This window comes from Gracilibacillus salinarum (assembly GCF_022919575.1).
GTDB lineage: Bacteria > Bacillota > Bacilli > Bacillales > Amphibacillaceae > Gracilibacillus > Gracilibacillus salinarum.
Genome location: NZ_CP095071.1, coordinates 802,584 through 825,561, shown reverse-complemented (window position 1 = coordinate 825,561; position 22,978 = coordinate 802,584). Strand labels below are relative to the sequence as shown.

The window sequence follows — 22,978 nt, the reverse complement described above, 5'->3', positions numbered from 1 at the left end:
TCCGTTTATCCCCCCTTAGCTTCTTATTTATCTCTTGAATCATGAAGTAGGGGTATTACGGGAGGTTAGCGCCTTGATAAATTTCAGTCAATTTCATGTATATTTCCCTCAAAGTTGGACAGGCTGACAGATAAAAATGATAAAGTGAGGGAAAGTTTGTGAGATGTCCGAATTGTCGCAGTAAAAATATTGGAATTATTGGTCCGGAGCAATATTATTGCTGGGATTGTTATATCGAATTATCTGTTCAGAATAACATGATGCATTTACATGAGGTTGAAATGGATGGTACTTTAAGTTCTTTAGACGATTTATTTTCAGATGAGGAACGACGGGTAGAAGGTTAACGGTGATGACTAATCAGAAAAAAGTCAGTATTGCGCTAAGACTCGTCATTTTATGTTTGGCTGTATTGTTTTTATACTTAATGTATATTCTCTTTCCTTTTTATAAAAATGTATTAATCATTGCGTTTCATGTGTTGACACCATTTTTAATAGCAGGTCTGATTGCTTATTTGTTACATCCACTTGTTGAAAAGATCCATAGCTGGCATATACCAAGACCCGTTGCGATTGTGTGCATTTACCTGTTATTTTTCGGTCTGGTCGGATATGGAGTCTATCGGTCTTTTCCTGCCTGGATGAAACAGATTCAGGATATTCAGCAGAATCTGCCCACATATGTAGATGCATATCGTTCATTCATTTATGGGTTATATGACCAGACTTCCTTTATGCCTGAAGGGTTTCATGATAATTTAGACCAATTCTTTCAAACCCTTGAGACATCTATCGGTGAAAGAATTACGAGTCTGTTAAAAAACATTCCGATGCTTTTTGATATGTTTGTCATGCTGGCAGTTATCCCGATTCTAGCATTTTATTTCTTGAAAGATTACCGCCCCATACAGAAAAGCATACTAAAACTGGTTCCATCACGCTGGCAGGTGTTTACCAAAACATTAGCCAGAGATATGGAAGAAAGTTTAGGTCAATATATTCGTGGTCAAATATTAGTTTGTTTTCTGGTAGGACTTGTCAGTTATTTTCTATTAAAGTGGATCGGTATGAGTTATACAGTTGTGTTGGCAACTATCATCGGTTTCACCAATTTCATACCATACTTCGGTCCAATTATCGGAGCGATACCAGCTGTACTGATTGCTTTTACTATTTCTACCGAAAAAGTATTATACGTCGTACTGGCAGTGATGGTTGTCCAAGTGTTAGAAGGCAATTTGCTGTCTCCGTTTATAGTAGGGAAAAGCATTCATATTCACCCTATTTACATTATCTTGACGTTATTTATTGCTGCTAAAACAGTTGGTGTGGTCGGCATGATTCTGGCTGTTCCACTTTTAGCCGTCGGCAGGGTAGCAATACCAATGATTTATAGACAAGTAAAAGCGATTGACAGATAGTAAAAAGTTTTCTATAATATGCTAGCGAAGTAAATAATCAAAATACGTTGAAAAACATGAGTACCAGATAACCATGTCGAAGAGAGGGAGAACCTAGGCTGAAAGTGATCCTGCATGCAATGATCTGGGAAGCTAGTTTGAAGTGCAGTTAATCTCTGCCGGTTACATCACCGTTACTGATGTTCAAGAGATAGTCTTTTTTAGACTATAATTAGGGTGGTACCGCGGAATCAACTCTCGTCCCTGCTATTAAGGCAGGGATGGGAGTTTTTTTATGCATATCAATACCGGGTCTGCACCTGGATATATTTATTATAGGAGGTTTCACTATGAAGCAATTAACATCTGCTGAGGTTCGTCAAATGTTCTTAGACTTTTTTAAGGAAAAAGGACATGGCGTTGAACCAAGCGCGTCATTAGTACCGAAAGATGATCCTACATTATTGTGGATCAACAGTGGAGTAGCAACATTAAAAAAGTATTTTGATGGCAGAGTAGTACCACAAAATCCGCGTATTACAAATGCGCAAAAGTCTATTCGTACCAATGATATTACCAACGTCGGCTACACAGCACGTCATCACACATTCTTTGAAATGTTAGGGAACTTCTCGATTGGTGATTATTTCAAAGAAGAAGCAATCGAATTCGCTTGGGAATTTTTGACCAGTGAAAAATGGATCGGCTTTGACCAGGCGAAATTATCCGTTACTGTTCACCCGGAAGATGAAGAAGCATACTTATTATGGAAAGATAAGATTGGTTTGCCAGAAGATCGTATTATTCGACTTGAGGAGAATTTCTGGGATATTGGTGAAGGACCTAGTGGACCGAATACGGAAATCTTCTATGACCGTGGCGAATCATATGGTAATGATATAAGCGATCCTGAACTTTATCCTGGTGGAGAGAACGAACGCTATCTGGAAATTTGGAATCTGGTATTCTCCGAATTTAACCATAATCCGGATGATACGTATACACCATTACCGAAGAAAAATATTGATACCGGTATGGGACTGGAACGTCTTGTCAGTGTTATACAACAGACCAAAACTAATTTTGAAACAGATTTGTTCTTGCCTATTATTAAAGAAACGGAAAAATATGCGAATACGAGCTATCTCGAACAAGTCGATACAGATGTTTCGTTTAAGGTAATCGCAGACCATATTCGTACCGTATCGTTCGCAGTCAGTGATGGTGCACTGCCTTCTAATGAGGGACGCGGCTATGTATTGCGTCGTTTATTACGACGGGCGGTCCGTTATGCGAAACAAATTGGCATTGACAAGCCATTTATGTTTAAACTTGTTCCGACAGTTGGTTCCATTATGGAAGCATTCTATCCTGATGTGAAAAAGAAAGGCGATTTTATCCAGAATGTAATCAAAACAGAAGAAGAGCGATTCCATGAAACGTTACAGGATGGGTTGCATATTTTAAATCAGATTGTCGAACAGGAAAAAACAAAAGGAAGTACTGTTTTTCCAGGTGAAGAGGTGTTTCGTCTATACGATACTTATGGATTCCCGAAAGAGTTGACGGAGGAATACGTGGACGAAGCTGGTTTTACAATTGATGAACAAGCATTTGAGAACGAAATGAAAAAACAACGGGATCGTGCACGAAATGCTCGTCAAAAAGTAGATTCAATGCAAATTCAAGATAGTGTACTAAGTGATATTGATGCAGAAAGCCAATTTGTAGGATACGATCAGTTAAAAGTGGAGACGAAAGTCATTGCACTTGTTACTGGCAAGGATTTAGTTTCTGAAGCCTCTGACGGCGAAGCATATCTTATATTAGAAAACACACCGTTCTATGCAGAAAGCGGTGGACAAATTGCGGATAAAGGCTTGCTGACATTTACGAATGGCCAAGCAGAAGTATTAGATGTACAAAAAGCTCCAAACGGACAAAACCTTCATCGTGTGATGATACAAGGTACACTTTCTAATGGACAAACGGTTCATGCAAAAGTCGATCAGACATCCCGTCAATATATTATAAAAAATCACTCCGCTACTCACTTGTTACACCAAGCACTCAAGGATGTATTAGGGGACCATGTCAATCAGGCAGGTTCATTGGTAGCTGGTGAACGGTTACGATTTGACTTCTCTCATTTCGGTGCTATTACAGAGCAAGAGATCATTGAGATTGAGCAGATTGTAAATGAAAAAATTTGGAATTCCATTCCTGTATCGATTAGTAACAAATCACTCAGTGAAGCGAAAGAAATGGGTGCAACGGCACTATTTGGTGAAAAGTATGGTGATGTTGTTCGTGTCGTTCAGATGGGTGAATATAGTCTGGAATTATGTGGGGGATGCCACGTCAATAATACTGCAGAAATCGGGCTATTTAAAATTGTATCAGAATCTGGTATTGGCGCAGGAACTCGCAGAATTGAAGCTGTCACGGCTAAAGGCGCTTATCAATTTGTTAATGGGAAGCATCAGCTATTACAGACAGCCGCTACCCAATTAAAAACGAAAGAAGATCAGGTACCAGAACGAATCGACCAGGTTTTCAAAGAAATGAAGGAGCAACAGCGTCAAGTAGAGTCGTTGCGCGCTAAATTATCGCAATACGAGGCATCTTCTATTCTTGATGATGTAAAAGAAGTAAATGGTGTTCAATATTTAGCTAAAAAAGTCGATGTAAGTGATATGAATCAATTACGCCAAATGGTAGATGATATGAAACAGAAGCTTGAATCTGGTATTATTTTGCTTGCAGCAGTTAATAATGACAAAGTACAGCTTGCTTCTGGTGTGACGAAAGACCTTGTTAGCGAAGGATACCATGCTGGAAATTTAATAAAAGAAACCGCACAAATCTGTGGTGGGGGCGGCGGAGGTCGTCCAGACATGGCACAAGCTGGGGGTAAAGACGCCAGCAAATTGGCAGATGCATTAGGTTATGTAGAAAAATATGTCCAAACAGCACTATAATTTTGGAAATTTTTAATAATAACCGGTATAATAGAAAGATACAATCAAACGTTGAATTTTAATTGGGGGTGCTTCCATGGATGGAATGGACAAGACAATGAAATTTGATTTTTCAGAAGAACCCATTGAACAGAATGTTGAAGAAGTGTTATTGGTAGTTTATCATGCTCTGGAAGAAAAGGGGTACCATCCGATCAATCAAATTGTTGGATACTTATTATCCGGGGATCCAGCATATATTCCAAGACACAAGGATGCACGCAATTTAATAAGGAGAATTGAGCGCGATGAAATCATTGAAGAGCTGGTCAAATATTACATCAGCGCGAACAAAAAATAATGAGTAAAGTATTAGGATTAGATGTAGGTTCCAAAACGATTGGAGTGGCCATTAGTGATGCACTAGGGTGGACGGCTCAAGGATTGAAGACCATCTATTGGAATGAGCCTGACTTCCAATCTGTACAAGAAACGTTTAAACAGTTAATTGATGACCATACTATTGAGAAAGCGGTAGTTGGCTTACCGAAGAACATGGATGGTTCCATCGGTTTTCGTGGTGAAGCTTCCCAAGAATTTGCAGCGTTTTTAGAATCCACTTTTTCCTTGCAAATTGTAATGTGGGATGAACGCCTGACGACAATGGCTGCCGAAAAGGTGCTGTTAGAAGCAGACGTCAGTCGTTCCAAACGAAAAAAAGTGATAGACAAAATGGCCGCTGTAATGATTTTACAAGGCTACCTGGACAGTCAACCATAAGGGAGGAAGGCAATTGGCACTAGAAGAAAAAGAACGAATTATTATACCAGATGAGAATGGTGAAGAGCATTTATTTGAAGTGTTGTTTACCTTTGACGTGGACGAAACAGAACAGTCATATGTAGCTGTAGTACCGGCAGACCAGAAAGAAGACGAAGAAGTGGAAGTCTTTGCTTTCCGCTATGAGGAAAATGACAACGAAGATGATCTGGCATTATTCCAAATCGAATCAGATGAAGAATGGGATATGGTAGAAGAAGTACTTAACACGATCGCAGACGAAGACTTAACCGAATAAGCAAAAAAACCTGACTATTAACTTAGTCAGGTTTTTTTAATGAGTAGAGAAAGTAAATAAGTACAGTCACAGCAGTAATCACTTTGAACATGAATTTTAGTTCCGATAATATGGATTATGTAAACTAGCAGCTTAGTGGTCATTTTGAAAAATTATGTGTGGTATGATACCGCTCCGTCCAACCACTCCGCGTCCTGCGGGGCACGGCTGGAGCTAACTTTGTGAAGAAGAACGCTTCACAAAGTGGATCTCCAGCACCTGCACAATCCCGCGGGAGTCTCCGTGGTTGGCCTCCGCTGATGTATAGCTCCACAATTTATGCGGCAGCTAGGATATGAAGCACTATCTGCAAGATTTACACCATAATTGATGAAATACATTGCTAAGCACCACTGCTTCTAGCTGTTCCAATCGTTGTAGTACTTCCCTTTAGCGTAGGAAATAGGCGGAGACTCCCGTGGAATCAGCGCGAGCTGAAGATCCATTTAGGAAAGAAAAGAATTTTCTTTCCTAAATTAGCTGAAGCCGTGCCCACAGGACGCGGAGCCTATTTCCGGAGCTTTGCTAAGCAGATAATCTATATCAAAATGACCATTTGGCAATACAGTCTTTGTTGACATAATCCATATTATAGGAAGTTGTTTATTTTGTTGTTAGCTAGGATTAGATGAACCTATCCGATTTTTGTTAGTTCTCTTGTCAACTAACAAAAATATGTTCAGAATTTCTTTTATTATCGACAATTAATCCAAATAATTGCGTGTTGTGTTTTCCTTTTGCGAAAATTGTAGTATAATATAGCGGGTGAAAGGGGGAGACCTGATGAGTAACGAACAAGATGACAAACAAAAGAAAGACAAGCTTACATATAAAGAAATCTCACAACAAAGCGCGAAAGAGGCAAGTATCGCAAGAAAAATTATAATCATTGTGCTGTTGCTATTATCGCTCATTCTGATAATTGGCGGATACAGTGCATATAAATTTGTCGAAAAAGGTGTATCACCAGTTGATCCAGATAGTGAAGAAACGATTAATATTACGATTCCCTTAGGATCTTCCAGTTCTGAAATCGCGAAAATATTGGAAGAAAAAGGAGTTATCGCTAATAGTTTAATTTACAGGTTTTATGTCAAGTTTAATAATGCGACAGGATTTCAAGCGGGTGATTACGAACTTTCACCTTCCATGACACTTTCAGAAATAACTTCAGAGTTGGAAACCGGCTCTGTCCAACAAGATGCTGTATTGCGAGTGACAGTACCAGAAGGAAGAAATATAGAAGAAATTGCATCAATATTTGCCGAAAATGCAGGGATTGAACAGGAAGAATTTCTGGAGAAGATGAATGATCAGGAATATATCAAAGAATTAATTGATAGATACCCGACTATCCTTACAGATGAGATACTGAATGAATCGATTAAGTACCCTTTGGAAGGATATCTATTCCCGGCAACCTATGAATTCTTCACGGAAAGTCCAACTATTGATAAAATCATTACAAAAATGCTGGAGAAGACTAATAATGTTGTGTTGGCACATTATGACCAAATCGAAGAATCTGATTATAATGTACATCAAGTGCTGACGTTTGCTTCTTTAGTAGAAGAGGAAGCACCTACACCTGAGGACAGAAAGAAAATAGCCGGTGTATTCTATAATCGGATGGCAAGTGATATGCCATTGCAGACAGACCCGACAGTTATTTATGCCCACGGAGAACATATTTCACGCTTAACTTATGACCATTACGAAATCGATTCTCCTTACAATACTTATAAGGTAAAAGGTTTGCCTGTAGGACCGATCTCAAACTTTGGAGAGAGTTCTATTGCAGCAGTGTTGGAGCCAGCAGAAAATGATTTTCTCTATTTCTTAGCTGATTCAGAAGGAACGGTATATTATTCCAAGTCCTATGAAGAGCATCAAGCGTTAGAAGATAAATACATTCATAACCAATAATCAAAAGCAGGGGAGGTTCTCCCTGCTTTTGCCTGTTACGGAAAGGAAAGAATAAACGTGCATTCAAAAGAAATTATTTCTTATTTAAATGAGATAGCGCCAAATCCTGAAAGTTGGGTACAAGTATTAGAAGAAGAAGCCATGGAGTACCATGTACCGATCATGGATAAACAAGGCATTAGTTTGCTGCAACAGCTTGTTCGCGTACATCAGCCTGCTAAAATACTTGAAATCGGTACAGCGATCGGGTATTCTGCATTAAGGATGTTAGAAGCCCATCCTAATACATCCGTTGTCACGGTGGAACGTGATCAGCAAATGTATCAAAGAGCAATGCACAATATTGAAATGCAGCAAGGGCAACAAAACATTGATGTGATTTTTGGGGATGCATTGGAAAAAGAAGCAGAAATTCTGGCTAAAGGGCCATATGATATGATTTTCATTGATGCGGCAAAAGGACAGTATCACCGTTTTTTCGAGAGTTATCTTCCTGCGCTTAGCAATACCGGTATCATCATTACCGACAATGTTCTTTTCAGAGGACTAGTGGCAGATGCATCAGAGGCTCCCAAAAGGCTGCAAAATCTGGCGAACAAAATTGACCAGTATAATCAATGGTTAGTTCAACACCCAGATTTTCATACAACTATTGTGCCGGTGGGGGATGGCATAGCTATCAGCATAAAAAAGAAAGAGTAGAGGTGCAAGATATATGAGCAAGGAGAAACCAGTAATAATTGGTGTAGCAGGCGGATCAGGATCGGGAAAGACCTCTGTAACCAAGTCTATCCAAAATCGATTTCGAGATCAATCTGTTCTTGTTATAGAGCAAGACTATTATTATAAAGATCAGTCGGACATGCCGATGGAAGAAAGACTGCAAACAAACTATGATCATCCACTCGCATTTGACCATGATTTGTTAATTGAACATATTAAACAATTATCAGAGCAACAAACTGTCAATAAACCAGTATACGATTATACCATGCATACGCGCTCTGAACAGGTTATTCCTATTGAACCTAAAGATGTGATTATTATTGAAGGTATTCTCATTCTTGATGATCCAAGATTGGTGGAATTGATGGATATTAAAGTTTTTGTAGATACAGATGCGGATTTGCGTATCATTCGAAGATTATTACGAGATATAAATGAACGAGGCCGCTCGATCGATTCCGTGATTAATCAGTATATTCAAACGGTTCGACCAGCTCACTTACAATTTATTGAACCGACAAAACGATATGCAGATGTCATTATCCCAGAAGGCGGTCAGAACGAGGTTGCAATCGATTTGTTAGCGACAAAAATTGAAAAAATACTTGATATCGAGTAGAATATTTCGATATAGTGATATGCTAAATATATAATTGCTAAAATACTACAAATAAAACTATTGAAAAAAATAAGAAAATTTGAGATAGTAGTGTTTAGTAAATTAAGCATTTACATATCATATCTGCTATGATCAGTGCTATTTCTTAAGATTAGACATACAATGAAAGTACATTTATAAAGGTTGACTCATAGCAATAGATAGAAGGAGTGTAGGATAATGCCAGAAGAAAAAGAATTTTTTATGACAGAAGAAGGATTAAAAAAGCTTGAAGATGAATTAGAATATTTAAAAACAGAGCGACGACAAGAAGTTGTAGAACGCATTAAAATTGCCAGAGATTTTGGTGATTTATCAGAGAACTCGGAATATGATGCAGCTAAAGATGAACAAGCTTTTGTAGAATCACGTATCGTTCAAGTAGAGAATATGATCCGCAATGCGGTTATCATCACAGATGAAGATGCTAATCCAGATGTTGTTTCCTTAGGGAGAACCATCACATTCCAAGAATTACCTGACGGAGAAGAAGAAAGCTACACAATTGTAGGTAGTGCGGAAGCAGATCCATTCGAAGGGAAAATCTCCAATGATTCACCAATCGCTAAAAGTTTACTAGGTCATTCCATTGGGGAAGAAGTCGTTGTTCCTACTCCTGCCGGTGATATGAACGTCAAAATTTTAAAAGTACAATAAATTTCTAACGTAAAATGGATGTCTTCCTTAGACATCCATTTTATGTTTTTCTATGTTGTATATTGTAAAGGTTTCAGTTTCGTTTCAATGAAATAATCTTTGTTTGTCGTTAAAATGAAAGCAAACACCAGGTCTTCAGGGATTGAGTCAAACTTTAGCGTGGTCTCATCGAGAAAATGAATAATTAAAATTTGTTCCTCTTTATCATAGCTAATGGATTCGAAAGTTGTTAACTGCCATAGATTTCGGTCAAATGTAGTAGTTCTCAACATTGCACACGCTCCTTACATTATCATCTTATTTATTATATTCCATGTATATGGACAAACTCCTGCAAGTATGACAAAAAAAGAAAAAAATCGATCTAATTACCCAAGATATCATTTAGTTTGGTGGTATCCAGCATTTTTTAGTATAATGACGATGGGGAGGGTGAGAATATGTCAGATAAATTTGGAAAAATAACAAGAAAAAATCGCTATGAAAAGAAACGAACAAATACGAAGGCAATCACGTGGTTAACCGCTATTGGTGGCGTATTGGCAGTTCTTATTATCACGCTTGTAATAGTTGGTGGTGGAGATGAGGAGCCAACGGCATCAGGGTCAGATAACAGTGCAGATAGTGAGCCAGACAATCATGAATTGAATAACCCGTCTGATGAATCTACTGACATGTCACCTGAAGAAGAGTCTAGTGAAAAGGAATTGGAAGTCGTGGAAGACGAAGACAATCAGAATCAGGAAGAATCGAATGATGAAGATGAAGAAGCATCTTCTGATGAAGAAACTGAAACACAACAAGTAGAATCAAATGACAGCAATGTTAGTGAAGCATATGAAGGGAATTGGCAAGCAGTCGACTCAGAACAATCAGAACCAGCGATGACGTTTGAAAAAGGGTCTGTAGATTGGAATGAAATGCAAAAAGCGGTCGAAGTAGCAACAGGCATACCAGTTGGAGAACAAGTAGTATGGTATCTTGGCAGAGCAGGAGAGCAACAGGCAGAAGCTACCGTATCACCTACTTCTAATCAGGACCAAACGTACCGGGTCTCCCTGCAATGGGCAGAAGGAAAAGGCTGGCAGCCAACACTGGTAGAAGAACTTAAGGAGAACGATAAAAAATCATAGACAACGTATTAGTAAAGAGAAGACATCTGAGGAGGATTAACAATGATTGGTATAATTGGAGCAATGGATGAAGAAGTAGAGTTGCTAAAAAATAAAATGGAGATTAAAAACACGGAGCATATAGCGAATGGTGAATTTTATATCGGTCAGTTAGAAGGAAAGGAAGCAGTCCTCTTAAAATCAGGTATTGGCAAAGTCAATGCAGCGATTTCTACCACCATCTTATTTGAAAGGTATCAGCCGGATTTTGTAATTAATACAGGGTCTGCGGGTGGATTTCATAGTGATTTAGAGGTCGGTGATCTGGTTATTTCTACTGAAGTAGTTCATCATGATGTGGATGTTACTGCATTTGATTATAAGTACGGTCAGGTGCCAGGTTTACCTGCAACATTTCACGCTGATCCTGTATTGATAGAGAAGGCGATGCTCGCTGCAAAGCAATTAACTGATGCCGATGCAATGAAAGGTCTAATTAGCACGGGTGATACGTTTATGCAGGAAGCAGAACGTGTTCAGGTTGTTAGAGAGAAATTCCCGGATATGATTGCTGCTGAAATGGAAGCAGCAGCTGTTGCTCAAGTATGTTACCAATATGGACGTCCTTTTGTTATTATCCGAGCTTTATCTGACATTGCTGGCAAAGAGTCCTCTGTATCTTTCGATGCTTTCTTGCAAAAAGCGGCAAATCATGCTGCAACGATTATTATGGATGTTGTCAAAAATATAAATGAATAAGAAAAATAGCTGTCGAGAACTCGACAGCTATTTTAATTCATTACGGTAATATTCATGAAAGACTTTCATTAAAGCTCTTTTCTCTATGCGGGAGACATAACTCCGTGATATTTTAAGTTTCTTGGCTATTTCTCGTTGCGTTAATTCGTCTGTTTTGCCCAAACCAAATCTTGCAATAATGACTTCCTTTTCCCGTTTATCAAGTACACGTAAGTATTTTTCGATCTTTTTCAACTCCATATGAAGTTGAATCGCCTCTGTAATATCTTCATTTTCTGCTTCTAAAATATCAATCAGGCTAATTTCATTACCTTCTTTATCCTGACCAATTGGATCTTGCAAGGAGACATCCTTCTTCGTCTTCTTCATGGCTCGTAAATGCATCAGAATTTCGTTTTCAATACACCTGGCGGCATATGTGGCCAGTTTAGTCCCTTTGCCACTAGAATAGCTCTCAATGCCTTTTATGAGGCCGATTGTTCCAATGGAGATTAAATCCTCGGCATCTTCTCCGGTGTTCTCAAATTTCTTAACGATATGAGCCACTAATCGTAAATTATGTTCGATTAATTTGTTGCGGGCGTTTTCATCGCCATCTTGCATTTTTTCAATCATTTCCGCCTCTTCTTTAGGAGAGAGTGGCTGAGGAAACGTATTGTTTTTTACGTAAGCAACAAAGAATAGTGCTTCTTTGATAATCGCTAAAATGCCAAATAAAATTGACAATATGACACCTCCTAGATAGTAGGTATTCGCCCATACTTCAGTTTATGCCGCACGTTTGTCCATTGTGTCATATGGTCAAGCTAATAATTCAAATTGCAGTTAGCAGTTGTTAATTTTAAAAGTGGCTGGATTAGTTATTAAATAACTACTTAATAATATGGATGATGTTTACAAAATTTGTATTGCAAAATGGTCATTTTGATATCGCTTACCTGCGTAGCAAAGATTCGGAATTAGGCTGCGCTGATCCCACGGGAGTCCCCGCCCTAAAGGAAGTGCTACAAATTATATAACAGTTAAAAGCAGTAATTCTAAGCATTATGCTATTCCAAAGCTGTTATTTATAAATGCAATCAATATGCTAGCTCACAAAGGCTGTAGAGTAGCAATTCTAGCGTAGAACCGAAGTGGTACCCCAGCACATACAATAATATATCAAAGTGATCGCAATGCTAGCATTATATAATGCACATTATAGGAACGTAACTTCATTTTCTTTATGGTAGGGCGATGCAGGAAGTTTCCTTGTTTCCAGGTGCCGAGTGACACGGCTATTTCTTATCAGATAGTGTATGAATCTTTTTATCAAGGCGCTAACCGTCCGTAATACTGATTACAGCCACTGAAATGCACCACCTCTGACAGACTTTTTACCACCGAATGCCAAAAGTTGTACCAGTTAATGACAGACGCTTTACCACGAAATCAATTATGCACATAGTGCTATGCCTATGTTAGATTTATCCTAGTATTACGTAGTAGAAGCATACTGCGCTGTAAAGACATATCATATTTTTTGCTAAGTAAGAATCTATCTAATGCTGTAAGATTGTATTTTCATTTGGTGATTATGACATTTTTACTGTGCTTAGCAAAGCTTCGGAAATAAGCTCCGCGTCCTGTGGGCACGGCTTCAGCTAACTTGGTAAAGAAAATTCTTTTCTTTACCAAGTGGATCTTCAGCTCGCGCTGATTCCACGGGAGTCTCCGCATATTTCCTACGCTTAAAGGAAGTGCTACAACGCATGGGACAGCAAAAAGCAGTGGTTCTAGGCATTTTTCAATAACTATTATTTATGCATACGATCAATATGCTAGCTCTACCAAAAATTGTAGAATCCCAATTCTAGCGTAGGCCAACCACGGAGACTCCCGCGGGAAAGGCAGGCGCTGAAGATCCACTTTGTGAAGCGCTCTTCTTCACAAAGTTAGCTTCAGCCGTGCCCCGCAGGACGCGGAGTGGTTGGACAGAGCGGTATTCTAGCACATTAAATATCTCAATATGGATGCTTGGCTAGTAATGCTTAGTTAACATAATCCATATTATAGGAAATAAAATTCATGTTCAAAGTGATTACTGCTGTGACTGTACATATACTTTCTTTACTCATAAAAAAATCAGTAAGATCAAAATTGATCTTACTGATTCTTTCATTTTTCTTTTAGTGTGTCTGCGTATTCGTCTTTCGTATTACCGTCCTGGCTCCAAGGTTTTATGCCAATGGAGTGGGCGGCGCGGCCGATCATATGGGCGGATACGGGAGCGGTTAGCAGAATGAAAATAATTCCTAAGATCAGCTTACCACTGACAATCTGATGCTCTACATATAAGAAGATAAAAGCACCGATCATGATTCCTGAGATACCAAGTGTTGCCGCTTTGGTCGAAGCGTGCAATCTTGTGTATACATCAGGAAAGCGAATCACACCAATAGACGCCGAGATGACGAAGAAGGTACCAGTAATTAAAAATACGATCACCAAAATATTCATAATGAATTCAGTCGTCGTCCCTGTCAATGATAACACCCTTTTCTAAATATTTTGCTAAACCAACGGTTCCAACAAATAGCAGAATCCCGATTAATAAGATAACATCATTCAGACGAGTAGTGACGAGCAGAATAGCACTTAGACCAGCCATCCCCATTAAGTTCACACCAATCGCATCAAGCGCTACAGCACGATCAGGATTAGTCGGGCCTTTTATGACTCGAAATAATAAGAGTGCAATGGAAATAGTAACGACAATCATACATACAATTGCAATCGTATTAATCAGTTCATTCATCTCGTCACCTCCATAATCGCCTGTTCAAATGTTGTTTTAATCGCTTCAATTGCTGTTTCGTTCGTGTCAATATCCATTGCGTGGATATAGATCACACTGTTACCTTCGGATACAGCAACCGACAACGTACCCGGTGTTAACGATATTAAAGAGGTTAGTATCGTAATCTCCCAGTTGCTTTTTAATTCAGTAGGTAAGGCAAAAATGCCAGGTTTATAATCTTTTTTAGGTTTGTACACCCATTTTAAAATATCCCAATTCGCAATCAGTAACTCTTTGATAAAGAGAAAGACAAGTTTTATTATTTTCCATACACGCTTAAAATAAAACGTATCAGGAATAAAACGTCTTAACAGGAACAATAGCAGTATCCCCATGATATAACCTGAAAGAAAGGATACGAAGGTATAGGTCTCCGTTAAAAACATCCACATGATAGCGATAATGACATTTAATACAATTTGAAGAGTCATATAGATTTACTCCTTTAATACAGATTGAATATAGGTTTCCGGGTTCATTAGATAATCCCCGATTGACGCTATGCTCGGGTAGAACCATTCTGCACCGACACCAAGCAAAATCGAGAAAAACAGAAGAAAGACTACAGGTAATGCAAAGCTTCTTGCAGCTTTTTTGTCAGGGATAATGGATTCGTCTTTTTCCCCCCAGAAACCACGGATGAATATTCGCATCACAGATAATAAGATTAATAAACTGGCTGCCAGCCCGATTAAGGCGACAATGATTTGGTCAGATTCTATCGCACCTTGCAGTAATAATAATTTGCCAATGAATCCGCTAAACGGTGGAATACCAGCTAAAACCAGAGCTGCGATAAAGAATAGCCAGCCGAGGAATGGATAATAGTGTATTAAACCACGTATCTTTCGCAAATCACTTGTTCCAGTTAAATAGGCGATTGCACCTACAAGCAGAAACAGAACAGCTTTAATAATCATGTCACTAACTAGATAGTAAACGGTACCTGCGTAACCTGTACTGTTATAGACACCAATTCCTAGAAGCATAAAGCCCACTGCCGGAATAATATTATAAGCTACAATTAATTTTATATTGTTTGTTGACATTGCGCCGATTGCACCAAATATTAGGGTGAGGGCAGCTATCCAGATAAACAATTCATGCGTAATGTCACTTTTGTGAACAAAAATGATTGAAAACACACGTAGCAATGAATAAATACCAACCTTTGTCAGAAGGGCACCAAACAAAGCAGAAACAACTGGGTTAGGCGCTATATAAGGCTTTGGAAGCCAATAATATAACGGGAATAGGGCAGCTTTCGTACCAAATACGAAAAACAGCAAGATTCCGATTGCAGTTAGTACGCCTGTTTGTTCTACTTCGCCGACACGTTGCGCAATTTGCGCCATATTTACCGTACCAACGACGGAATATAAAAACGCGATTGTTGTGACAAAAAGCATTGATGAAAAGAGGTTGATCAATACATACTTTATTGATTCTCGCAATTGGACCTTTTCGCCACCTAATACAATCAGTCCATAAGATGCCATCAGAAGTACTTCAAAGAACACGAACAGGTTGAATAAATCACCTGTTATAAACGCTCCGGACACCCCTGATATCAGCAGAAAGTAGAACGTGTAAAAGTAAAATTCTTCTTGTTGATCACTTAATGACTTCGGTGCATAAAACACACAAGCAAGAGCGATGATATTGGTGGTAAACACTAATACCACTGATAAGAGATCGGCAACAAGGACGATGCCGAATGGCGCCATCCAATCACCTGCCTCTAAAACGACAGCACCATTCTGACTGACATAAAATAATACATAAGCGACTACAATCGTATTAACGACTGTCAATATCTGAGCAAAACGTCTGACGATGGTCAGTTTACGGTGAATGAGTATGGCTATGACACCTGCGATCAGCGGTATGACTATTGGTAATACAGCTAAGTTACTAATCATTTTCGTTTCCCCTTAATTTCTCCATATTATCTGTTCCATTCTCCTTGGAGGCACGATAAGCCAGTACAAGTAATAGACTTGTGACACCAAAGCTAATTACAATCGATGTAAGGATTAATGCTTGTGGAAGCGGATCGCTATAATTTGCGATTTCATCACTAAGAACTGGTGGTTTCCCACGTTTCAGTTCCCCCATTGTTAAAATAAACAGGTGAGCTCCGTGGGAAACCAAAGCAGTACCAATAATAATTCTCAGCATCTGCTTTTGTAACATATTATAGATACCAGTTGTAAACAAAATTCCTGCTAGAATCGACATGACGATTTCCATTTATTTTGCCCCCTTTTTGTTGCGAAGCTTGATAAGGCCATAAATGGCTAAAGCAGCTATTCCTAATACGACAATCTCAAATAAAGTATCAACTCCACGCATATCGACTAAAATGACGTTTACGACGTTATCGCCGCCTCCGATATCATGAGCTGTTTCGAGGAAGTAATCAGAAATCTTTTCGAATAATTTTGTACTATGTGCCGATATGGCAACAATCGTCATCATTGCACCGAAACCAACAGAAATAATGAGGTTCCTAAGTTTTTTCGCTTTACCTTCTGTTCTTTCACGAAGGTCCGGTAAATGATAGAAGCATAGTAAAAATAAGGCTACTGTGATCGTCTCAACAACGAGTTGGGTTAAGGCTAAATCTGGTGCACTATACAGAATAAATAATAATGATAAGCCGTAACCGACCACACCTAGGATTAAAATAGAAGCAACCTTATTTTTGGTGAAGATCGTAAAGATAGCAGCAACAGCCATTGCAACAGCAATCAGAATCTCATGCACTGTAATGTCGGCCAGGTTACTGGTATCCCAGGCAAATCCATCTGTAATCCAAAGTATGGCAAACGTACAACTGACAATTGCGATTAAGATCAGCGACATATAACGGTTTAATGAACCATTCATATAACTGTTCGTAATTCTTGCGGATGTTTTTTCAGATTGATCTACAAGAAAATCGTATGCTTTATTTAAGCTGAGCTTTCCTGGGAAGTATTGATAAATATTTTTCCAGTATTTTATCGTCAACGCTAGTACTGTACCAATCCCGACAACCACCAATGACATATACAGTGGCGGGCTGTCCCATCCATGCCAAAACTGAACATGCTTATCGACAGGTGCACCGTAGATTGCTTCCGCTGTATGGGCTAAGAAAGTACTGTTCACAAAATTCGGGAATAAACCGATAAGGATAACACCTACTATAAGTATCATCGGTGAAATTAACATCCCAACAGGTGCTTCATGCGGCTTCGCAGGCAACTGATCTAGTTTCTTTTTGCCCATAAAGGTTCCAAACACTAAATACATGGAATAGACAAATGTGAAAATACTTCCAAAAACAGCTAAATACGGGATAGCCTGTGCTAAAATATTGGCAAATGCAATAGAGGATTCGTGTAATTCTAAGGAAGCATCAAAAAACAATTCCTTACTGTAGAACCCGTTTAAGAAAGGTAGTGGTACACCTGCCATAGAAAACGTACCGAAAAAGGCTAATGTTGCTGAGATAGGCATCAAGGTTGCCAGGCCACCTAATTTGCGAATATCACGTGTACCCGACTCGTGATCAACGATACCTGCGATCATAAATAAACTGCCTTTAAATGTAGCATGGTTTAATATGTGAAAGACTGCTGCGTAAATCGCAAGTTTTGTACCAAAGCCGAGCATCGCCATAATCATACCTAACTGGCTGATGGTAGAAAAGGCGAGAATACCTTTTAGGTCCGTCTGGCGAACTGCCATAAATGAACCCCATACTAAAGTAATAATTCCAAATCCGCTTACCAATACGAAGAACCAGTCGCTTTCTGAGAAAATTGGTGAGAAGCGGGCTACTAGAAAAATCCCGGCTTTTACCATTGTGGCAGAGTGTAAGTAAGCACTCACCGGCGTAGGAGCTTCCATTGCATCTGGCAGCCAGATGTGGAAAGGGAATTGAGCGGATTTAGTAAATGCTCCTAATAATATTAGCGCTAAAATTAATCCGAAATATGGACTCGAAAGAATCGTGTCTGTTTGTTGGATCATTTCTTGTATACTGTTCGTACCTGTAATAGTGGTAAGTAAGATAAAACCACCGAACATACTCAGACCACCAAAAATAGTGATCAACATAGATTTTAATGCACCATAACGGGAACGTTCTTTATAATTCCAATATCCAATCAGCAGGAATGATGAAATCGAGGTAAGCTCCCAAAATGCATAGAGAACAAATACGTTATCGGATAAAACGACACCAAACATGGCGGTCATAAAAATCAGGAGATAGACGTAAAATTGGTCCAATCTTTCAGAGGTATGCAGGTAAAAGATCGAATAAAGCGTGACCAGTGTTCCAATACCACTTATTAATAAGACAAACAATAAACTTAGACCATCCAGATAAAATTCAAATCCAATATCCATGGATGGAATCCAGTTAAAAGATTGGGTAACGGGTGTAAAATCATTACCTATGTGTGGAATGAAGTAAAGAAATACAGCCAGTGGCGCAAGCAATACAAAATAGCCTGTATGTATCTTCTCCTTCCATTTACTTAAATATGGGATAAAAATTGCCAGTAATACCGGCAAAAAAACTGCGAACAACATCTATCGAGGCTCCCCCTTATGATTGAATTAATAATAATGTTTTGTAAATTGCAGCATCTACTCTATTCTAATCTATAAACTTTATGGAACACAAGAGACGTGAACCGTACTTTCTTCTTGTTATTCCAAATTAGACGAGAAATATCCTATTTATATATAAATCAAAAAATTTTTTAAAAGAAAATTTTTGTCAGCTTTAAGGATAGAGCGGCATGATACAGTGAAAAGAAAAGATTGAAATATGTCGAAAAGTGGATGAGAGAAGGGGTGATAAGAGGGGGAATAAAAGAAAAAAACCTAGTCGTTACGCGACTAAGTTGATATTACTTAGGTTTATTTAATTAGTGTACTCCAGAAAATCCATTAATGAGCGACGGATCATCTCTTCTTCCATTAGTTGTATGAATTCATAGCTGAGTTGAAGCTCGGTAGCTTTTTTGTAGGATTCAATTAGTAATTCATCGGATAAGTTTTCCAAAGCTTGTCCCTCCAATAGTTAGGATGTCTGCTACGTGTTATAGTAAATGTAGCATGAAATCAACTTACGGACAACTGTTAACTTATCTACATATACCTGTTTATAACTTGTGTGTAACTAGTGCATAAATGCCCCTAAAGTTGATGGTATAAGTGTGGATGGTGTGCACAAAGTTATCCACAGGAAAAAGTTTGTAATAATTTGTCGAACGATTTTACGAATACAATACTTTTTTACTGTTATTTTAGGACCTATTGTCACATTTTATGTTATAATTTCGTCTTGTCACAGATTTCTTTGAACAATAGCTGAAAATTGTTTATGATAGGAAAAGATATGTATTTATTAAGATAGAGGTGGACTACCATTGCTGACTAAATTTTTACCAAATGAGCATGTGAAGCGTGTTTTAGATATAACACCGGCTAAGCTCCGTGAAATGGGTATTAAAGGAGTAATTACCGATCTTGATAACACTCTAGTTGCCTGGGACGTGAAAGATGCAACAGAAGAGGTTATAGATTGGTTTAAAGAAATGAAAGAAAATGAAATAAAAGTAACCATCATTTCAAACAATGATAAAGAGCGAGTAAGTGTCTTTTCAGAGCCACTGGAAGCACCTTTCGTATATAGTGCAAGGAAGCCATTAGTGCGTGCATTTAACCGGACAGCGAAACAAATGGACTTAAAAAAAGAAGAGATCGTAGTTATTGGTGACCAGTTACTGACAGATGTACTTGGCGGGAACTTTGCCGGCTTTCACACAATTCTAGTTGTACCCATTGTAGAAACAGATGGTAAGATAACAAGATTTAATCGGATGATCGAAAGACGTATACTAAATTGGATGCACAAAAAAGGTATGATTAGCTGGGAGGATAAATAATGGAGAAGATATATTGTGAAGGCTGCGGAGCGGAAATACAAACAGAAGACAAAACGAAGTCAGGCTTTGTTCCTCAAAGTGCACTATCAAATGAACATATTATTTGTCAGCGTTGTTTTCGCCTAAAGCACTATAATGAGGTACAGGAAGTAGAATATACAGATGATGATTATTTACGCATGATCCATCAAGTCAGTGACACAAACAGTTTGGTTGTGAAAATTGTTGATATATTTGATTTTAATGGCAGTTTTATCTCTGGCTTGCAACGCTTGACTGGGAAAAATCCGGTAATACTTGTCGGAAACAAAGTAGATTTATTACCAAAATCCACGAATCATAACAAATTGATCCATTGGATGAAAAAAACAGCCAGTGATTTCGGGTTAACTGTACAGGATGTTTTTCTCGTTTCAGCAGCGAAAGGGCAAGGGTTTGAACAAATGGAGGCAGAAATCGAAGCAAGGCGTAATGGCAAGGATGTGTACGTCGTTGGCTGTACGAATGTTGGAAAATCGACATTTATTAATCAGCTTATTAATCGTTCAAGTGGGGTAAAAGATGCGATAACTACATCGTACTTCCCTGGAACGACACTTGGTTTTATTCAGATTCCATTGGATGAGAAGTCATACATGTACGATACACCAGGTGTTGTTAATCGTACACAACTTGTACATTATGTAACAGATAAAGACCTGAAACTTATTACGCCAAAAAAAGAAATCAAACCGAAAGTATATCAGTTGCAAGACAAACAAACCTTGTTTTTAGGTGGATTTGCTCGTTTCGATTTTGAAAAAGGAGTGAAACAATCCTTTGTTTGTTATGTTTCAAACCTTTTGATGATACACCGTACAAAATTGGATCAGGCGGATACATTCTATGAAAAGCATGTTGGTGATTTATTACAGCCACCTAGCCCCGAGACAATGGAAATGCTTCCACCATTAGTGAAACAAACAATGAAGATTCCGTATGATAAAACGGATATTGTCATTCCAGGTCTTGGCTGGATAACTGTACCTGAAGGAGGAGTTACGGTTTCCATTCATGTACCTAAGGGGGTCCATATCTCGTTGCGTTCCGCTTTAATATAAAAAAGCTTGGGGAGGAGAAATAATTGCGCTATAAATTAGGATTAATTGGTCATCCAATTGGACATTCGCTATCTCCATGGATTCACAAACATTTCTTGGATTTAGCAGGATTAGATGGGGAATATAAATTATATGAGGGAGATCATCAGCAGCTTCCGAATGTCCTAAAGTATTTAAAACAGGAAGGAATCGATGGTTTTAATGTAACTGTTCCTTATAAACAGATGATCGTCGATTTTTTGGATGAAATAGATGAGGATGCAAGAATTCTCGGTGCTGTCAATACAGTAGTATTACAAAATGGTAAGTGGAAAGGGTACAGCACGGATGGTGCAGGTTATATCCGGTCATTAACAGACCCATTTCCAAATCTTTTAAATAAAAACACATCTGTGTTATTATTAGGAGCTGGTGGAGCAGCTCGTGGTATTTATCGCGCGTTGATTCAAGAGGAAATTGGACGTGTTGACATAGCAAATCGTTCGGTAGTTAAAGCGGAACAATTAATTGCTTCCATGCGATTTCCAGGTGTTGACACACAAGTGTTGACCTTTCAAGAGGCGGAAGAGTACTTGGGTCATTATGACCTGATAATTCAAACAACATCTGTCGGTATGAAGCCACATGTCGATCAGCAGGTACTATCATTAGAGAATTTATCTGCGGATACAGTAGTAAGTGATATTGTGTATCAGCCAATTATGACACAGTTGCTACAAGATGCATCTGATCGTGGAGCTTCTATCCATCATGGACACGCAATGTTATTATATCAAGGACAGTTGGCTTTCGAGAAATGGACAGGACAATCATTGGAGATTCATCATCTTGTAGATGAATTAGAAAAAAAATTAAGAGGTGAAAATAGTTGAATTTAACTGGAAAACAAAAACGCTTTTTACGAGCGGAAGCGCATCATCTGAACCCGATTTTTCAAGTGGGCAAAGATGGTGTTAACGAAAATATGATCAAACAGATTAGTGAAGCATTGGAAAAGAGAGAATTAATTAAAGTATCCATTTTACAAAACTGTATGGAAGATAAAAACGATGTAGCAGACGCACTTGCTGATGGTGCTGAGGCATTTGTTGTGCAACTTATTGGTAACACCATCGTATTATATAAAGAATCACAAGAAAACAAACAAATTACTTTACCTTAAAAGCAGGTGACCAGCATGAAACGAATTGGTTTATTCGGCGGCACCTTTGATCCGCCGCATTATGGTCATTTACTCATGGCGGAGCACGCTTATCAACAGATGGAATTAGACGAGGTCTGGTTTATTCCATCTTTTAAGCCGCCACACAAAGAAGAAGCAAATACGACAGCAAAAGATAGAGTGGAAATGACACGTATTGCCATTCAAGATCATCCCGCTTTTTCTGTTCACACGATTGAAGTAGACAGAGAAGAAAAATCTTATACGGTTCATACCATCAAACTACTTCAAGAACAGTATCCGGACGTACAATTTTACTTTATTATTGGCGGGGATATGGTGGAATATTTACCTAATTGGTACCGAATTAATGAATTAATGGAGTTAGTTCCTTTTATTGGCGTAAAGCGTCCTGGTTATACGTTGGATTCGATTTACAACGTAGAGGAAGTGGAAATGCCATTAATTGAAATTTCCTCTACACTGATTCGTGATCGGCTTCAGTCTGGTGAGTCTGTAAGGTATCTGACCTCACCGGAAGTTATTGCAATGATTAATAAATATCAATTATATTCATAAAATGTAGTAATCCTTTTTTAATAAAAA

General features: G+C 38.5%; 26 protein-coding genes and 1 other annotated feature. Of the genes, 17 read left to right on the top strand and 9 right to left on the bottom strand.

The features are described 5' to 3' along the window. Window positions 1–158 precede the first annotated feature (158 nt). The 10 genes from MUN87_RS04195 (at window position 159) to greA (ending at window position 9,446) form a co-directional block, all read left to right on the top strand. Window positions 159–347: a YrzR-like zinc ribbon domain gene (locus MUN87_RS04195; protein ID WP_244746430.1), complete on the top strand. Its 189-nt coding sequence runs from the start codon at window positions 159–161 to the stop codon at window positions 345–347. A 5-nt stretch (window positions 348–352) separates the two neighbouring features. Next, the gene (locus MUN87_RS04190) at window positions 353–1,423 is read left to right on the top strand and encodes an AI-2E family transporter (RefSeq protein WP_244746429.1); all 1,071 of its coding nucleotides are present in this window, start codon (window positions 353–355) and stop codon (window positions 1,421–1,423) included. Window positions 1,424–1,461: 38 nt separating this feature from the next. Further along, window positions 1,462–1,671: a binding site (T-box leader), on the top strand. Window positions 1,672–1,752: 81 nt separating this feature from the next. Beyond that, window positions 1,753–4,383 (top strand): alanine--tRNA ligase, encoded by a 2,631-nt coding sequence (gene alaS / locus MUN87_RS04185; RefSeq protein ID WP_244746428.1) that lies wholly within the window; start codon window positions 1,753–1,755, stop codon window positions 4,381–4,383. Between the two features lie 76 nt (window positions 4,384–4,459). After that, a complete protein-coding gene (locus tag MUN87_RS04180) occupies window positions 4,460–4,723 on the top strand; it encodes an IreB family regulatory phosphoprotein (RefSeq protein WP_244746427.1) in 264 nt (87 codons plus the stop codon). After that, entirely contained in the window at window positions 4,723–5,142 is a 420-nt protein-coding gene (ruvX, locus tag MUN87_RS04175) for a Holliday junction resolvase RuvX (protein WP_244746426.1), read from the top strand. The genes MUN87_RS04180 and ruvX overlap by 1 nt, the downstream gene beginning before the upstream one ends. Before the next feature lie 13 nt (window positions 5,143–5,155). Next, window positions 5,156–5,440, top strand: a complete 285-nt coding sequence (locus MUN87_RS04170) for a DUF1292 domain-containing protein (RefSeq protein ID WP_244746425.1) — start codon at window positions 5,156–5,158, stop codon at window positions 5,438–5,440. 822 nt (window positions 5,441–6,262) lie between these two features. Then, entirely contained in the window at window positions 6,263–7,405 is a 1,143-nt protein-coding gene (gene mltG, locus MUN87_RS04165; RefSeq protein ID WP_244746424.1) for an endolytic transglycosylase MltG, read from the top strand. Window positions 7,406–7,462: 57 nt separating this feature from the next. After that, the gene (locus MUN87_RS04160) at window positions 7,463–8,107 is read left to right on the top strand and encodes an O-methyltransferase (RefSeq protein WP_244746423.1); all 645 of its coding nucleotides are present in this window, start codon (window positions 7,463–7,465) and stop codon (window positions 8,105–8,107) included. Window positions 8,108–8,120: 13 nt separating this feature from the next. Continuing rightward, window positions 8,121–8,750 (top strand): uridine kinase, encoded by a 630-nt coding sequence (udk, locus tag MUN87_RS04155; protein ID WP_244746422.1) that lies wholly within the window; start codon window positions 8,121–8,123, stop codon window positions 8,748–8,750. A gap of 219 nt (window positions 8,751–8,969) precedes the next feature. After that, window positions 8,970–9,446 (top strand): transcription elongation factor GreA, encoded by a 477-nt coding sequence (greA, locus tag MUN87_RS04150; protein ID WP_244746421.1) that lies wholly within the window; start codon window positions 8,970–8,972, stop codon window positions 9,444–9,446. Window positions 9,447–9,496: 50 nt separating this feature from the next. Here the strand turns inward: greA and MUN87_RS04145 are convergent, their stop codons facing one another. Next, window positions 9,497–9,718 (bottom strand): KTSC domain-containing protein, encoded by a 222-nt coding sequence (locus tag MUN87_RS04145; RefSeq protein ID WP_244746420.1) that lies wholly within the window; start codon window positions 9,716–9,718, stop codon window positions 9,497–9,499. Window positions 9,719–9,886: 168 nt separating this feature from the next. On the opposite strand from MUN87_RS04145, the gene MUN87_RS04140 reads away from it, so the two are divergent. Continuing rightward, on the top strand, window positions 9,887–10,579 hold the full coding sequence (locus tag MUN87_RS04140) for a YrrS family protein (protein WP_244746419.1): 693 nt from the start codon (window positions 9,887–9,889) through the stop codon (window positions 10,577–10,579). A 42-nt stretch (window positions 10,580–10,621) separates the two neighbouring features. Beyond that, window positions 10,622–11,317, top strand: a complete 696-nt coding sequence (gene mtnN / locus MUN87_RS04135; RefSeq protein ID WP_244746418.1) for a 5'-methylthioadenosine/S-adenosylhomocysteine nucleosidase — start codon at window positions 10,622–10,624, stop codon at window positions 11,315–11,317. Window positions 11,318–11,344: 27 nt separating this feature from the next. Here the strand turns inward: mtnN and sigK are convergent, their stop codons facing one another. From sigK to MUN87_RS04095, 8 genes are all read right to left on the bottom strand, one after another. Next, a complete protein-coding gene (gene sigK, locus MUN87_RS04130; protein WP_244746417.1) occupies window positions 11,345–12,043 on the bottom strand; it encodes an RNA polymerase sporulation sigma factor SigK in 699 nt (232 codons plus the stop codon). A gap of 1,431 nt (window positions 12,044–13,474) precedes the next feature. Then, the gene (mnhG, locus tag MUN87_RS04125; protein ID WP_244746416.1) at window positions 13,475–13,843 is read right to left on the bottom strand and encodes a monovalent cation/H(+) antiporter subunit G; all 369 of its coding nucleotides are present in this window, start codon (window positions 13,841–13,843) and stop codon (window positions 13,475–13,477) included. Then, window positions 13,824–14,114 carry a Na(+)/H(+) antiporter subunit F1 gene (locus tag MUN87_RS04120; RefSeq protein ID WP_244746415.1) on the bottom strand — a complete coding sequence of 97 codons (291 nt, stop codon included), beginning with the start codon at window positions 14,112–14,114 and terminating at the stop codon, window positions 13,824–13,826. The genes mnhG and MUN87_RS04120 overlap by 20 nt, the downstream gene beginning before the upstream one ends. Then, complete coding sequence (locus tag MUN87_RS04115; RefSeq protein ID WP_244746414.1) at window positions 14,111–14,587, bottom strand: Na+/H+ antiporter subunit E; 477 nt, start codon at window positions 14,585–14,587, stop codon at window positions 14,111–14,113. Before MUN87_RS04115 ends, MUN87_RS04120 begins: the two co-directional genes overlap by 4 nt. Before the next feature lie 6 nt (window positions 14,588–14,593). Then, window positions 14,594–16,078, bottom strand: a complete 1,485-nt coding sequence (locus tag MUN87_RS04110; protein ID WP_244746413.1) for a Na+/H+ antiporter subunit D — start codon at window positions 16,076–16,078, stop codon at window positions 14,594–14,596. Continuing rightward, window positions 16,071–16,409, bottom strand: coding sequence for a Na(+)/H(+) antiporter subunit C (locus MUN87_RS04105; protein ID WP_244746412.1), 339 nt, complete (start codon window positions 16,407–16,409; stop codon window positions 16,071–16,073). The genes MUN87_RS04110 and MUN87_RS04105 overlap by 8 nt, the downstream gene beginning before the upstream one ends. Beyond that, window positions 16,410–18,746, bottom strand: coding sequence for a Na+/H+ antiporter subunit A (locus tag MUN87_RS04100; protein WP_244746411.1), 2,337 nt, complete (start codon window positions 18,744–18,746; stop codon window positions 16,410–16,412). Between the two features lie 337 nt (window positions 18,747–19,083). Beyond that, window positions 19,084–19,224 carry a sporulation histidine kinase inhibitor Sda gene (locus tag MUN87_RS04095; protein WP_244716423.1) on the bottom strand — a complete coding sequence of 47 codons (141 nt, stop codon included), beginning with the start codon at window positions 19,222–19,224 and terminating at the stop codon, window positions 19,084–19,086. Between the two features lie 367 nt (window positions 19,225–19,591). Here MUN87_RS04095 and MUN87_RS04090 point away from each other — a divergent pair, with 367 nt between their 5' ends. Genes MUN87_RS04090 through MUN87_RS04070 form a run of 5 tightly spaced genes read left to right on the top strand, consistent with a single transcriptional unit; the run spans window position 19,592 to window position 22,951 of the window. Beyond that, a complete protein-coding gene (locus MUN87_RS04090) occupies window positions 19,592–20,110 on the top strand; it encodes a YqeG family HAD IIIA-type phosphatase (RefSeq protein WP_244746410.1) in 519 nt (172 codons plus the stop codon). Next, window positions 20,110–21,210 (top strand): ribosome biogenesis GTPase YqeH, encoded by a 1,101-nt coding sequence (yqeH, locus tag MUN87_RS04085; RefSeq protein WP_244746409.1) that lies wholly within the window; start codon window positions 20,110–20,112, stop codon window positions 21,208–21,210. Before MUN87_RS04090 ends, yqeH begins: the two co-directional genes overlap by 1 nt. Window positions 21,211–21,233: 23 nt before the next feature. Continuing rightward, window positions 21,234–22,082 carry a shikimate dehydrogenase gene (aroE, locus tag MUN87_RS04080; protein ID WP_244746408.1) on the top strand — a complete coding sequence of 283 codons (849 nt, stop codon included), beginning with the start codon at window positions 21,234–21,236 and terminating at the stop codon, window positions 22,080–22,082. After that, window positions 22,079–22,372 (top strand): ribosome assembly RNA-binding protein YhbY, encoded by a 294-nt coding sequence (gene yhbY / locus MUN87_RS04075; RefSeq protein WP_244746407.1) that lies wholly within the window; start codon window positions 22,079–22,081, stop codon window positions 22,370–22,372. Before aroE ends, yhbY begins: the two co-directional genes overlap by 4 nt. A gap of 15 nt (window positions 22,373–22,387) precedes the next feature. Beyond that, window positions 22,388–22,951, top strand: coding sequence for a nicotinate-nucleotide adenylyltransferase (locus MUN87_RS04070; RefSeq protein ID WP_244746406.1), 564 nt, complete (start codon window positions 22,388–22,390; stop codon window positions 22,949–22,951). Window positions 22,952–22,978: the final 27 nt, after the last annotated feature.